Source organism: Rhodoblastus sphagnicola (assembly GCF_002937075.1).
In the GTDB taxonomy this organism is placed as follows: domain Bacteria; phylum Pseudomonadota; class Alphaproteobacteria; order Rhizobiales; family Beijerinckiaceae; genus Rhodoblastus; species Rhodoblastus sphagnicola.
The window spans coordinates 1-13,250 of sequence record NZ_NHSJ01000012.1 but is presented as its reverse complement, the minus strand read 5'-3'; the positions used below and the strand labels follow the sequence as shown (position 1 = coordinate 13,250).

General features: G+C 61.7%; 11 protein-coding genes. 2 read left to right on the top strand and 9 right to left on the bottom strand.

Going from position 1 to position 13,250, the window contains the following annotated elements; genetic code table 11:
* Positions 1 to 435: 435 nt before the first annotated feature.
* The 5 genes from CCR94_RS00700 to CCR94_RS00680 all read right to left on the bottom strand — a co-directional run bounded on the left by CCR94_RS00700 (position 436) and on the right by CCR94_RS00680 (position 7,398).
* A complete protein-coding gene (locus tag CCR94_RS00700; protein WP_104505974.1) occupies positions 436 to 1,911 on the bottom strand; it encodes an aldehyde dehydrogenase family protein in 1,476 nt (491 codons plus the stop codon).
* A gap of 238 nt (positions 1,912 to 2,149) precedes the next feature.
* Entirely contained in the window at positions 2,150 to 3,835 is a 1,686-nt protein-coding gene (locus tag CCR94_RS00695; protein WP_244593881.1) for a dipeptide ABC transporter ATP-binding protein, read from the bottom strand.
* 8 nt (positions 3,836 to 3,843) lie between these two features.
* Positions 3,844 to 4,719, bottom strand: a complete 876-nt coding sequence (locus CCR94_RS00690) for an ABC transporter permease (protein WP_104505972.1) — start codon at positions 4,717 to 4,719, stop codon at positions 3,844 to 3,846.
* Positions 4,719 to 5,687 (bottom strand): ABC transporter permease, encoded by a 969-nt coding sequence (locus tag CCR94_RS00685; RefSeq protein ID WP_104505971.1) that lies wholly within the window; start codon positions 5,685 to 5,687, stop codon positions 4,719 to 4,721. Before CCR94_RS00685 ends, CCR94_RS00690 begins: the two co-directional genes overlap by 1 nt.
* A gap of 67 nt (positions 5,688 to 5,754) precedes the next feature.
* Positions 5,755 to 7,398, bottom strand: coding sequence for an ABC transporter substrate-binding protein (locus tag CCR94_RS00680; RefSeq protein WP_104505970.1), 1,644 nt, complete (start codon positions 7,396 to 7,398; stop codon positions 5,755 to 5,757).
* A gap of 696 nt (positions 7,399 to 8,094) precedes the next feature.
* On the opposite strand from CCR94_RS00680, the gene CCR94_RS00675 reads away from it, so the two are divergent.
* Positions 8,095 to 9,471 (top strand): aminotransferase, encoded by a 1,377-nt coding sequence (locus CCR94_RS00675; RefSeq protein ID WP_104505969.1) that lies wholly within the window; start codon positions 8,095 to 8,097, stop codon positions 9,469 to 9,471.
* Positions 9,472 to 9,673: 202 nt separating this feature from the next.
* Here CCR94_RS00675 and CCR94_RS00665 read toward each other — a convergent pair whose 3' ends face one another.
* The 4 genes from CCR94_RS00665 to CCR94_RS24280 all read right to left on the bottom strand — a co-directional run bounded on the left by CCR94_RS00665 (position 9,674) and on the right by CCR94_RS24280 (position 12,574).
* Positions 9,674 to 10,975 carry a RuBisCO large subunit C-terminal-like domain-containing protein gene (locus CCR94_RS00665; protein WP_104505967.1) on the bottom strand — a complete coding sequence of 434 codons (1,302 nt, stop codon included), beginning with the start codon at positions 10,973 to 10,975 and terminating at the stop codon, positions 9,674 to 9,676.
* A gap of 2 nt (positions 10,976 to 10,977) precedes the next feature.
* On the bottom strand, positions 10,978 to 11,406 hold the full coding sequence (locus CCR94_RS00660; protein ID WP_104505966.1) for a secondary thiamine-phosphate synthase enzyme YjbQ: 429 nt from the start codon (positions 11,404 to 11,406) through the stop codon (positions 10,978 to 10,980).
* 273 nt (positions 11,407 to 11,679) lie between these two features.
* Positions 11,680 to 12,237, bottom strand: a complete 558-nt coding sequence (locus tag CCR94_RS00655; protein ID WP_104505965.1) for a TrmH family RNA methyltransferase — start codon at positions 12,235 to 12,237, stop codon at positions 11,680 to 11,682.
* A gap of 52 nt (positions 12,238 to 12,289) precedes the next feature.
* On the bottom strand, positions 12,290 to 12,574 hold the full coding sequence (locus CCR94_RS24280; RefSeq protein WP_146089773.1) for a hypothetical protein: 285 nt from the start codon (positions 12,572 to 12,574) through the stop codon (positions 12,290 to 12,292).
* Between the two features lie 394 nt (positions 12,575 to 12,968).
* Between CCR94_RS24280 and CCR94_RS26490 the strand changes: the two genes are divergently transcribed.
* Positions 12,969 to 13,250: transposase family protein (locus tag CCR94_RS26490; RefSeq protein WP_146089772.1), on the top strand; the 282-nt coding region annotated here is incomplete at its 3' end.

The following is a 13,250-nucleotide window of genomic DNA, read 5'->3' as shown; positions in this document are numbered from 1 at the left end:
CCGCGACGCCGAACTGCTCGCGGATTGCTTGACCCTGCTGGTGGAGGGCGCCCGCGTCAGCTGGCAGTCGGTGGGTCCCGGGGGGCCAGGCAGTCGCTTCGCCGAGACCGCCGAAGCCATTATCGCGACTTTCGCCCGCCAGCCGACAGCGGTGAGCGCTTGAATATCCACGCGATCTGTTCGACCATGCAGGCCTGCTTGGCCGCTTCTCCAACGGTGTGATGTACGTCCCGTGGGAATATGAACGCGACGGGGCATTGGGTCGATGCGGCCGGCCCGCCGTTCGCGGGCATCGGCTCCGGGACGGATCCGATTGTCGAAACGGCGATCACCGGCATCGGACTCGCTCACCTCGCTTAAGCTAGAGTCAGGGAGCCTTGGTGGACCGTCTCCAAAATCGCGCGCCGACTGGTTTCGAAACCGGTTGATCGGGCCTTACCTTCTGTACCAGCCACAGGGGGTATCGGAGATATTGGCGGCTATCTGCTTCACCTCAAGGTAAGCCTCGAACCCCCAGCGGCCGAGTTCGCGGCCGATGCCCGACTGCTTGTAGCCGCCCCAGGGTGCGTCGATGAAGGTTGCCTGCGAGCAATTGATCCAGACTATGCCCGCCCGGAAGGCCCGCGCCACCCGTTCGGCCCGCGCCTGATTCTTCGACATGACGGCCGCCGCGAGACCAAAACGACTGTCATTGGCCAGTTCAATCGCTTCCTCCTCCGTCGTGAAAGACTTGACGCAAACCACCGGCCCGAAGATTTCCTCGCGCCAAAGGTAGCTGTCAGCGCTGACATCGGCAAAAACCGTCGGCTCGACGAAATAGCCTCGCGCGAAGCCCAGCGGGCGCTTGCCGCCAGCCGCCAACCTGGACCCTTCGGCCTTGCCGCGCTCGATGGCGGCGATCACCTTGTCGTATTGGCCACGAGAAATCAGAGGACCGAGTTGCGTTCCCTCGTCCAGACCATTGCCGATGACGATCCGTCCCGCTTCTTCGGCCAGTCTCTCGACGAGACGGTCGTAGAGGCTTTCCTCGACGAGAACGCGCGACGTCGCCGAACAAATTTGTCCTTGGTTGAGGAAAATGCCGAACATGATCCATTCGACCGCCTTGTCGATGTCGCTGTCGGCGAACACGACGAAGGGCGACTTGCCGCCGAGTTCGAGGCTGATCCGCTTTATGTCCTGGACTGCTGCCGCGGCGACTTTGCGGCCGGTCGTCACCGAACCGGTGAAAGCGAGCTTGTCGACCAGCGGATGCTCGATCAGAGCTTGACCGGCGTCGGCGCCGTAGCCGGTGACGATGTTGAGTACGCCGGGCGGGAGTCCGGCGGCCTCGGCGATCAAGCCCAGCTCCAGCGACGTCAGCGAGGCGAGTTCCGACGGCTTCAGTATGACGGCGCAGCCGGCGGCCAAAGCCGGCGCCACCTTCCATATCGACATCAGCAGCGGGTAATTCCAAGGCGTGATCGCGCCGACGACGCCGATCGGCTCGCGCACAACCCGTAGCGAATAGTTCGGGTCGGCGGGCTGTCCGACGTTTTCGACGCGACGATCCTCCGCCTCCGCGAGGTCGGCGTAATAACGCAAGCAAGTCGCGGCATCGTCGATGTCGCAACGCGCCTCGGCAAGCGGCTTGCCGTTGTCTCGCACCTCGATGATGGCGAGTTCGTCGCGCCGGGCGACGATCCCAGTCGCCATCGTCTTGAGATACCTGGCTCGCTCAGCTCCCGTTAGTCTGGGCCAAGGCCCTTTATTGAAGGCGGCGTGGGCGGCGCGGACGGCCCGGTCTACGTCCACTGCGCTCGCCGCGCCGATGTGATCGAAGGTCTCTTCCGTTGCCGGATCGACCACCTCGATACGGCCGCCGAGCACTGGCGCGGTCCAGTCTCCGCCGATAAACAAATCTCTTGGCATATCTGGCTCCCCTCCGCGCGCGCGGCTCGATAGACGGTTAGATCGGCAGATCGTGTGACGGCGCAATCCCACAGGTTGATCCCGCAATCTGGCGCATGGCGATCGGTTTCGGCGAGCGCCTCGGTCGTGCAGGCGAAGTTGTCGAGGCTCTGGCGGCGGCGGGCGCCAAGTGCGTTCAGGGCGCGCGCGTGCTCGACAGGTCATGCCCGATTATTCGCCGGTTGTAGCAAAGGAGGAGTCAGGCGCGGGCGCGCCATCGCGGCGCGGCGGCGAAAAGCTCGCGCGTATAAGGATGAGCCGGAGCGGCATAAACCGATTGCGCCGAACCCTGTTCGATGACACGGCCGTCTTTCAGGACGACGATGGTGTCGGCGACATGCTGGATGACGCCGAGGTCGTGACTGATGAATACGATGCTCAGACCAAGTTGCGACTGGATATCGGCCAGCAGATCGAGCACCTGCGCCTGTGTCGTCGCATCGAGCGAGGCGACCGGCTCGTCGCAGAGCAGAATCGACGGTTGCGGCGCGAGGGCTCGCGCGATGGCGACGCGCTGCCGCTGACCGCCGGAGAGTTCGCGCGGGTGCGCCGTAAGGCGCGAACCCTGTAGCCCCACGAAATCCAACAGCTCCAGCGACCGTCGGCGAATGACGGATCGATCCTTCAGCCCGCTGGCGTCGAGCGCGTCGTGGAGGATGTGTTCAACCTTGAGCCTTGGATCGAAGGAACCGAGCGGATCCTGATAGACCATTTGAATCAACCGCCGGCGGCTGCGGCGTTCTTTCTCGGCGAGGTTCGACCATCGAGCCCCGAGCATCTCGATGCGTCCCTCGTCGGGATTGAGAAAGCCCATCAGGATCTGCGCCACAGTCGTCTTGCCGGCGCCGGAGCCGCCGACCAGGCCAAGCGTTTGACCATGGCCGACGCGGAAACTGACATTGTCGACGGCGACGAGCGTTCGTCCATCACGCCCTTGGTATCGCTTCGTGAGATGATGAGCGACAATGGCGTCGCCACTGACTTGCGGAGAACGTGGCGCAGCCGACGCTGGCGCAGCGAAAGCGGCCACGGCCGGTTTGGCGGCGAGCAGCCGGACGCCCTTGGGCTTGCCTTCCGGCAGGGCCGCCAGAAGCGAGCGCGTATAGGGGTGGCTGGGCGCGCCAAGCACCTCGCGGGCGTCGCCGCGTTCGACGATCCGCCCCTCCTTCATGACGGCGACATCGTCGGCGATCTCCTCGACGACGCCGATGTCGTGGGTGATCAGCAAGATCGCGGCGCCGCGCTTGGTCAGACTCTTCAACAGGTCCAGAATCTGGCGCTGGGTGCTCGAATCGAGCGCCGTCGTCGGTTCGTCGGCAATCAGTATGCGAGGGTTGGCGACGATGGCGTTGGCGATCAGCGCGCGCTGGCGCAGCCCGCCGGAGAGCTGGCCGGAATATTGCCGCGCGCGGTGTTCTGGCTCGGGAATACCGGCTTCCGCCATTGCATCGAGCACGCGCCGACGCCGGTCGTGGCCTGCGTACAGCCGATGCGCGTCGAGCGTCTCGCCGATCTCCGCGCCGATGGAGCGCAGTGGATCGAGCGAGGTCAGCGCGTCCTGAAGGATCATGCCGATTTGGCGTCCTCGCCGCCTCCGCCACTGCCGCGGCGTATCGCCCGCCACGGAAACGCCTTCGATCTCGAAACGTTCGGCGGCGATTTCGGCGCCTTCGCCGGCAAGCCCGAGCATCGTTCTCGCGAGCACTGACTTTCCGGCGCCGGATTCGCCAACAAGAGCGAGAATACGGCCCGGCTGCAGGTCGAACGAGATGTTGTCGATGACCTTGACCCAGCGGCTGTCGCGCCGAAAAGAAACCGAGAGATGCGCGACGCGCATCAGCGGTTCGCTGTCGACGAAAGAACGGCTATCAACGTTCGTCGCCAAGTTGGCACTCATCCGACCCGACCTCCCTCGACGCGCGCCTGCAAACTCTTGCCAATGACCGTGAGAGAGAGCGCGGTCACCGCGATCGCCGCGCCGGGAAAGACCGTGAGCCACCAGGCGAGCGAAACGTAGTTACGGCTATCCGACAACATGGCGCCCCATTCGGCGGCCGGCGGCTTGGCGCCGAGGCCAAGGAAGCTCAGACCGGTCGCCCAAACGATGGTCTGACCGACCCCGAGTGTGGCGAGCGGCAGCAGGATGCGGACGATATTGGGCAGAATTGTGCGGATCAACACGCGCGCGGGCGAATGGCCGAGCGCGCGCGCCGCCGCCACATAGTCGGATCGCGTCACGATCAGCGCCTGGGCGCGGATGATGTGGGCGTATCCAGCGGCGCTGGCTGCCCCCACCGCGATGGCCATGGTCAACTCCGAGACGCCGAGGACGGAGATCACCACCAGCGCCAGCACCATGCCAGGAAAGGCGTAGAGGACGTCGATAAACCGGCGGATGGTCAGGTCGAGCCATCTACCGCCCAGGGCCGCTGTGATGCCGAGAACGGCGCCGAGAAAAAGGGCTATGGAAATGGCGACGATGCCGATGAACAGGGAGGCGCGGGCGCCGTAGACGACGCGGCTGAAAACATCACGGCCGTTCTGGTCGGTCCCGAACCAAGCTTGCGGCGAGGGCGGGGAAAAGGCGTTTGTCGGATCGATATCGTAAGGCCCTTGATCGACCAAGAGTTGCGGAAAGATAGCGGCGAGGGCGGCGGTCGCGAGCACCGCCGCCGCGAGTCCCAGCGCGAACCGCTGCAACGGCAGCTTCGACGCCCAACGGCTCGACAGGTCGGGGGCGGCGCCTGCGGTCGTCAACAGATTGGTCATCACGACGCCGTTTCTGGTTCGCGGGGGTCGATGGCGACGTGGATCGCGTCGGTCGCCAAGTTGACGGCGACATAGACGGCAGCGATTAGAAATACGCTCCCCATGATCACCGGATAGTCGCGCTTGGAGACGGCGGCGAGCAGCAGCGTGCCAATCCCCTTGCGGGCGAAAATCTGTTCGATGGCGACGGAGCCGCCAATCAGCCATCCAACCGCCCAGCTCGACAGCGCCAATCCAGGCAGCACGGCATGCGGCAGCGCATGCCGCAGCCGAATCCGCCACTCCCCGACGCCGCGCGCCCGGGCCGTGAGCGCGAACGGTTGGTCGAGCGCGTCGGCGAAAGATTGTCGCATGACTTGCGCCAGCCAGCCGGCCAACGGGATGGCCAGCGCCAGGGCGGGCAGGACGAGCGCCTGGAGGCCGTCGCCGCCTGCGGACGGGAACCAGTGCAGCGTGAAGGCGAAGATGGTGATCAGGATGAGCCCGAGCCAGAAATCGGGCAACGAGGCGGCGATGATCTCCAGCGACCGCCCGGCCGCTTCGGTGCGCCAGCGTCGGCGGGTGGTCAGCACGACGCTCGCCACCGCCAGCAGCCAAGCTAAGGTCAAAGATGCGCCGGTCAGCATCAGTGAACTTCCGGCCTGCCCGAGGACCAGTTGAGAAACCGGCTGTTTGGTGGTGTAAGACAGCCCGAGGTCGCCGTGGAGGATGCCGACGAGATAGGCTAGGTAGCGAATGCTGACGGGGTGATCGAGACCGAATTGCTTGCGCATAGAGGCGATGGCCTCCGGCGACGGCGTCACGCCTGGTCCGAAGATCGCTTGCAACGGATCGCCCGGCGCAACCTGCAACGCAATGAATGTCAACGTGACGGATAGCCAAAGCACGACCAAAGCCGCGCCGACGCGCGACAGCGCGCCCTCGATCCGCGAAGGGGCCTTGTGCGAAGTTTCGTCCTCGATCGTCATGAGTCCCTCTTCGAAGCGGAAACCCGCTGGCCAATGACGGGTTTCCCCATCGTTGGCCGGCGACGGATCAGTTTTTCTTCGGAACCCAGGCGTCGAACAGCGTGACGGAGTGGATCGACCAGTCGGGATGAACGCCGCGCACTTTGTCGGTGTTGTAGGCTGATAAAGACGGATAGACGTAGAGAGGGACGGTGAGCGCTTGATCGGCGACGATTTTTTGCACCTCGGAGTAGATCTTCTGGCGCTCGGCGGCGTCGTTCGTCTGGGGACCCTTGTCTAAGAGCTCGTCAATGTGTGCATCCTTGATTCCTATCTGGTTGTTGTGATAGCCGGATCCGTGATCCACACCTACCAAGCCATCAGAATGATAGATGAATCTTAGAGCACTAGGTGTATTTATGTTCCAGTAGTCGATATATAATTCGTAATCCCACGAAGCTTGTCGTGTTAAGACCTTGGAATCTTCGTCCGTGTCGAGAAAAACCTTGAATCCGGCTTTCTTCGTGAAGGCCTGCACCTGTTCGAACAGCGCCAAATCCGCCGGTTGCGTGCTGGCGGAGATCGGGAAATGGGCTTCCAGCGTCTTGCCATTCTTGGTGCGGTAGCCATCAGCGGTGCGACCGGTCCAGCCCGCCTCGTCGAGCAGCGCGTTGGCTTTCTTGATGTCGTGGGGATAGGTGTTATCAAACGCCGGATCGTAGAAAGGCGTGTTGGGCGATAGCGGACCGCGCGCCTGTTTGTAGGCGCCGAAAAAGACGCTCTTCAGCGCGGGCGTTATGTCGACCGCGTGCAGGAACGCCCGGCGCACCTTGATATCGTCGAACGGCGCCCGCTTGGTATTGAAATCGATCTGCAAGGGAACGCCCGGTTCATTGTCATCGATGATGCTGATGTTCGAGGCTGATTTTGCGGCGTTGAAGTTCTCGGGGGGCAAACCATCCACCACGCCGATCTCGCCGGAGACGAGTCCGTTGTAACGCGTCGCTGGTTCTACGATAATGCGCCATTCGACTTTTTCCGCGTAAGCCTTGCCCTGATGCTCGGCGAGCGGCGAAGCCCAATTATAGTCTTCATTGCGCTTGAAATAGATCGCGTGGCCGCGGTCCCAATTGGTGACGATGAATGGTCCCGTTCCGACTGGCGAGACGCAATTGTCCGCGTTGCCGCGTGTGACCGCCTTCGGCGACTGGATGCCCGCCGAGGGATTGGCGAGAAGCGTCAGGAAATAGGCGTTCGCCGTCTTCAGCTTCACGGCAATAGTGTATTCATCGACGATGTCGACGCCGAGATAGTTGGTGAGTTGCGGCGCGATGTTGCCCGAACCGGTCGCAGGATCAAGCCAATGATCGAAGTTGGCTTTGACCGCGGCAGCGTTGAAGCGCTCGCCATCGGTGAATTTCACATCGTCGCGAAGATGGAAAGTGTAACGCAAGCCGTCAGCGGAAATGTCCCAGGACTTGGCGAGCCAGGGATGGTAGCCGGCATGTTCGTCCTGGGACACCAGGCTATCGAGAAACTGATGGGCGATGATGTCCTGCGGCACATCGCCGCCGACGGTGGGATCGAGGCACTCAGGTTCCTTGAGCGTCGCCAGAACGATGTCGCCGCCGTAACTCGGCTTCGCATTTTCGGCATAGGCGCTGGCGGCCGCCAGCGCGAAACAGGGGAGAAGGGATACACGCGCCAACGCGCGAATTAATGTCGAGCGCATAAGAATAGCGTCCAAAATTTTTCAGATCGCGTCGCCCTGGTTTTTGCAGGGTGGCGCACCAAGCCGAACCCCCTCCTGCGCGGCGTGAGCATCGGCGATTCATGATTGTCTATCTAGTACATAAAATTGATAGACTATGCAAGTTAAAGGGAGAGACTGCCTGTGCGCGACGCGAGGCTCGCCAGCACGCCATCACTTTCGGGCTGAACAAGGATTTTTAAGCGTCATCAATCCCGCTTCGAACTTGGTCGGATCGCTGGAGCGATCTTTTGCCGCACTTTAGAACTCCCGGGCGCAACGGGCGCAATGGCTCGAAGATATTGATGGCGAAGGGAATGAAGGGCAAACCTTCGCCTGGCGGAGGATTGGGGGAAACACCGCCGGCGCTACAGCGCGCGTGTCCGGGTTTCGGCTCACCCTCAATTTCCGACAGGATCGGCCACAGCTTCGGGCGCCAGGTGGCGCAAATCGCGGTGGCGGAGTTTGCTGTCGGCAGCTTCGATATTCCTCCGGTCGGGGGCGCGGGCGGGACATCGTAGACATATTAAAATATTAAGTCTATAGCTTAAGTGTGTACTTTCGACCGGCCGCAGTGGTCTCACCCTCGGGGTCGAGAAATGCCCACGCCGGTCAGTTTTAGGCGGTTTCGCCGGTTTGGCTGGCGCGACGAAATTTGAGGATAGTAGAGTCATTTTAATGGCGACCGACACAACGCAGCAATCTCTCTCTGATTGGGACAACCGGCATTTTCTGCATCCTTGGGAGGGGATGGAAGACCTCGGAAAAAACAGCCGAACTTTCATCACTGGCGGCCAAGGGATCTATGTCACGACCACCGACGGCCAAAGGCTGATTGACGGCCCTGGCGGCATGTGGTGCGTTCAGCTCGGATATGGCAACGCCGAGATCGCCGAGGCCATCGCACAACAGGCGAAAGAACTCGGCTACTTCTCGCCCTTCTCGAACACGAGTCCGGTCAGCGCCCGTTTGGCTCACGAACTCGCCCGCCGCGCGCCGGGCGACCTTAACCACGTGTTCTTCACCACGGGCGGCTCCACCGCCGTCGACACGGCGCTGCGTTTCATTCACTTCCGCAACAACCTGCTCGACAAGCCGAGAAAGAAGGTCGTGATTACGCGCCGCAAGGCCTATCATGGTTCAACCTATCTGTCGGCAAGCGTCAGCGACACCGAGCGCACGCGCGTCTGGTTCGACCAAGACCACGAAAACGTGTGTTTCCTGCCCGACGTCAATCCGGTTCGTCGACGCGCCGGCGTGAGCGTGGAGGCTTTCCTTAACGAGAAGGTGGCCGATCTCGAAAACGCGATCTTGACGCTAGGGGCCGATCGGGTTGCGGCGTTCATCGCCGAGCCTATTCTGGCCTCGGGCGGCGTCATCGTGCCGCCGGAGGGCTATCACAAACGCTGCTTGGAAGTCTGCCGCCGGCACGACGTTCTCTACATTTCTGACGAGGTCGTCACGGGCTTTGGCCGGCTCGGCCACTGGTTCGCCTCCGAACCGGAGTTCGACATTGTCCCCGACATCATCATCTGCGCCAAGGGACTTACCTGCGGTTACGTACCGATGGGCGCCTGCATCATATCGGATCGCCTGATCGCCGATATATCCGGCGACAAGTCGAAGGGAGCGGTGTTTTCCGGCGGCTTCACCTATTCTGGCCATCCGGTGGCGGCGGCGGCGGCGCTGAAGACGATCGAGATCTTCGAGCGTGATGGCATCCTCGAGCATGTCCGCAACGTGACGCCGCTATTCGCCGAGCGCCTCGCCACCCTCGGCAAGCTGCCGATCGTCAACAGCACCCGAGGCAAGGGGCTGGTCGGTTGCGTCGAATGCGGCGACAACTCGTTGGCGATTGACCAGAAGGTCGGCGCCCAGATAGACCGGCGCTGCCAGGAGCTTGGCCTGATCCTGCGGCCTATCGTCAACATGTGCGTGTTCTCGCCACCGCTGATCATCACCGCGGACGAAATCAACAAAATGTTCGACATCCTCGAACGAGGCATCCGAATCGCCTCTGACGACCTGATGAGGCAAGGACTCAAGATCGCCTGACTTCTTGGGTGTCGGTGTCTGACTCCAATGTTTGAGGCTGGCGCAGCTTCTCGGCCGACGCCGCAGGCCACAAGGAAGCTGCATAAATCAAGGCGATGCCGAACACGCGCTGGCCGACCAGCGTGGCCACCGTGTGACGCTGCGTTTGCGCCCCAATTTCGGGCATGCGGGCCACAGCGGTGGAATCGCCAGGCGCTACGACTCAGGCTCGCCGGCCGAAGGCCTCCAGCGCGGCGTGAAGCTCGGCATGTGCAAGCGCATGTTGCGCGAGTGGGATTCCCTGCGAGATGGCGTCCCATGCCTGCCGTATGCTTGCGGCGCCGCCACGCGGGCCCATCGGATGTCCGAAAACTCCGCGTCCCGGTACGAAACCGAAGTCCACGCTGCCAACCTTCCGGTAGACGCCCTCCAGGGTGCCTGCCCAATCGCTGCCGCCGGGCACGGGCAGGCAGGGCTTTATATGCCCCATGGGCTCCAGGCACGCGCGGACGCAGTCCAGAACCTCGTGCTCCGGCGTCATCATGCGGCTGCCGAAGCCCGGCATGATGACCGTGTCGAACCCTGCGAGCCGCTGCAGTCGGGTCAGCACCCGGGAATGAATACCGTAGCCCGAAAGCCGGCTGAATGCGGCAATGAATGGGAAATGCGCGATAAGTGGAACCGTGGCGTGCTTGCGCAGCATCCGAACGCCGCTCAATCCAACTGGCATTGCGTTGATGAGGAGCGCATTTGCGCCTTTCGCGACCGCGAGATCGTGGAGTTCCGCAAGCCGGTCCACCTCATCGGTAATATTGGCCAGATAGATCTTCGGAACGCCGGTCTCACGCTCCGCCCGGAGGCGCGCTTCACCCAACGCCGCGGCGCGCTCGCTGAGCGGGCACCAGTCGACGTCGGCCAGCATCTCATCGTCCTTGGCGATGTCGAGGCCGCCAAGCCAGCTTTGATAACCAAGCTCCGCGAAAGGCTCGGCGGGAAGCCCGATGTTCGGCTTGATGACACCGAAAAAGATGGGGCGGCCGAAGGCTTGCAGGCGCTCGCGCAAACCGGCGACGCCGAACCTCGGCCCCTCGAATGCCGCGAGGTAGGAGTCCGGAAAGCGGATATCCTGCAGCCGGATCAGGGGAATGCCGGGCGAGAAGAAAACGCCTTCGCCACAGACAGCGGAAAGCAGATTGGGAATGCGCGGCCCGAAATTGCCATGCGGGTGGGCGATTGTGGCGCGCACCGCGTGCACTGGACCCTGGACCGCGCACTCGACCGGGATGCTGAACCCGGAAGGGCGCGGCTCGGATTCCAAGTCGAGCACCTTCGCCGCGAAGCGCGGGCGGAAGTCTTCGTCGACGCCGACGCGACGCCATTGCGCCGTGGATTGCTCGCTGCAAAGATGTGCGGCGGCTTCGCGCGGATCGCCAGCGCATTCGAAGGTGAAATCAAGCTCGATGTAGTCTTCGGGATTGAGATCACCCCGCTTGGCGTAGAAGCCCGCAATATCGCCCGGCGTCATGATCAACTTTCTCCCATGATTTGAAGCTCAAGCCCGCGACGTTCCCTCGGGCCATCAAGTTCAATAAAAAAGATGGCCTGCCAGCTGCCGAGGATCATCTCGCCGTCCGCAACCGGAATGCTCTCGGATGAATTCATGAGAAGCCCGAGGATGTGCGAGTGAGCGTTGTCGCGTCCGTCCACGGCGACGAGATTGTGCAGCCAGTCTCCATCGCGGGGCACAAATCGCTTCAGCCAGGTCACCATGTCCTTTTGCAGCTGCGGCTCGCGCTCATTCACATTGACCCGCGCCGTCGTATGAAGCGACGTCACGGTCAGAAGACCCTCGCGAATTCCGGTCGTTTTCAGCCAATCGCGGACCTGTCCTGTAATATCGAGGATCTGGATCGGCTCGACGGTCTCGAACTCGGTCCGCGTTCTTAGGATTTTCATCGGGTCACCTGGGGGGCGGGAAGCAAGCCGGATGTTTATCCCGCAAGCTTTTGATAGGCAAACTCTACGATGGAAGCCGTCGGCGGGAACCCGTCGTAGAACGAATGGCAGGTGTGGGAATTCAAGCGGCCGATGGACCCGGTTGTCGAGGCGTACGCATGCTGATCGATGAGGAGGGCTCCTCCGACACGGCGGCTGTCGGTGAAGCCTCCACCGTCACCTCGCGGCCGACGATCCACAATTTGTTCACGAACGCCGCGTTGATATTCGAACTCATGCGCCAACAGCCTCGGCGCGGCGCGACAATTCATAAAGAACAATGGCGGCCGCCGTGGAGACGTTGATCGAGTTCGCCATGCCGCGCATCGGGATCTCGATGACGGCGTCAGCGAGATCAACGACGTCCTGGGACACGCCATCGAACTCGCCGCCGAGGACGAGACACAGCGGGAACTTCGGCATGAAAGCCTCAGGCGGAATGCTGTTGGACGCCAATTCGACAACGGCGATCTGGTATCCGTCGTCCCTAGCGCCAAGGACGGCGTCTGCAGCCGACGTTTCTTGAGACCAGGGCGTCCAATACTGAGTTCCACACGCGGCCTGCCCCAGATTTCGTTTGCTCAGGTCGACTTCGACCCCGGTGATGATCAGTCGCTCCGCGAGCATCGCGTCGCAAAGCCGAAACATCGCGCCGATGTTGTAGGCCTGCGTCACGCGGTCGAGAACAACGCGAATTGGCAGGCGCGGTTTGGCGATGAAGGCGGACCTGTCGCATTTCGATCGACGCAGTTCCGCCGTCGTCGAAACGAGATGCCTTGTCTCTGTCTTCATTTCCTCGCTCGTACAAAATCGGGGGCAGATGATCGTCGACGCCTATGCGTTATCAAAGAGGTAAAAATGCCTTGAGTAGCGTCAGCAGGATCACCGCACCGGCGAAGAGGAGCCATGCCCTGCGGGAGTCCTTGCGGGCCTTCGTCTCCTCGGTCTCCCTGGCCGACATTGGCGGCGTTTTCCCGTTCAGTCGCTTGCGCTCGCGGATGGCGTTCGGATCGAATTTGTATACGTTTGACATTCGTTGCCCCAGTTTCTTCGCTCGCTTGACCTGATCGGCCGTCGGCGCATCATGGCCGCGCATGTAGCAAAATACATTCAGTTCATCGAGCTGCAACGCGACAATTATGAAGGCCGCTTACCGACAATTAGACTGGCCAAAATGGGCTGTCGTCGAGTAGCGATGATGACGTTATTTGTATAATTGTCGTTTGGAAAGAGGGTATCGTGACGACAATTACTCTAATTGACGCTGATGGTTTTCTGCTTCGGTCTCGGTAATTGTCGATAGTGGTTTTTGCGAGCGACAATTACACTTCAATGAGGCTGATGTGACGCCATGGCCTGTTAAGCCAAGATTGGTGCTTCCTCCCTTTCGGCTCTGCGGGCTGCGGAGCGCTCCCGGTAGCTTTCAGGGCTGTTCAGTTCTCTAGACTTTGAGGGAGCTTTAGGATTCCCGCGGGCGAAAATGTGTGAATCTATCAACGACAACCCGAATCGGAGGTTGTCGGATGGCGGTGTCGCTGCTTGAGATTTTGCGCTCGGTTCCAGATCATCGTCGACGGGAAGGCCAGCGGTTTGAGTTGGCGACCGTGCTGCTTTACGCGATCCTGGCCATGGTCGCCGGCGCCAATTCCTATCGGCAACTGCATGAGTTCATTCGCATTCATCGACAGCGACTGAACAAAGCCTTCAAACTGAACTTGCGCTATGCGCCGTCCTATTCGGGCCTTCGGCTGATTTTGCAAGGGATCGACCCAACGGCTCTGGAGGAAGCGTTCCGCCGCCATGCC

Excerpts from the sequence above, each read along its gene's own strand:
- CCR94_RS00665 (WP_104505967.1), bottom strand. The coding sequence starts at position 10,975 with ATGACGCCGGGCGATATTGCGGGCTTCTACGCCAAGCGGGGTGATCTC.
- CCR94_RS00660 (WP_104505966.1), bottom strand. The coding sequence starts at position 11,406 with ATGAAAATCCTAAGAACGCGGACCGAGTTCGAGACCGTCGAGCCGATC.
- CCR94_RS00675 (WP_104505969.1), top strand. The coding sequence starts at position 8,095 with ATGGCGACCGACACAACGCAGCAATCTCTCTCTGATTGGGACAACCGG.
- CCR94_RS00680 (WP_104505970.1), bottom strand. The coding sequence starts at position 7,398 with ATGCGCTCGACATTAATTCGCGCGTTGGCGCGTGTATCCCTTCTCCCC.
- CCR94_RS00700 (WP_104505974.1), bottom strand. The coding sequence starts at position 1,911 with ATGCCAAGAGATTTGTTTATCGGCGGAGACTGGACCGCGCCAGTGCTC.
- CCR94_RS00690 (WP_104505972.1), bottom strand. The coding sequence starts at position 4,719 with ATGACCAATCTGTTGACGACCGCAGGCGCCGCCCCCGACCTGTCGAGC.
- CCR94_RS00655 (WP_104505965.1), bottom strand. The coding sequence starts at position 12,237 with ATGAAGACAGAGACAAGGCATCTCGTTTCGACGACGGCGGAACTGCGT.
- CCR94_RS00685 (WP_104505971.1), bottom strand. The coding sequence starts at position 5,687 with ATGACGATCGAGGACGAAACTTCGCACAAGGCCCCTTCGCGGATCGAG.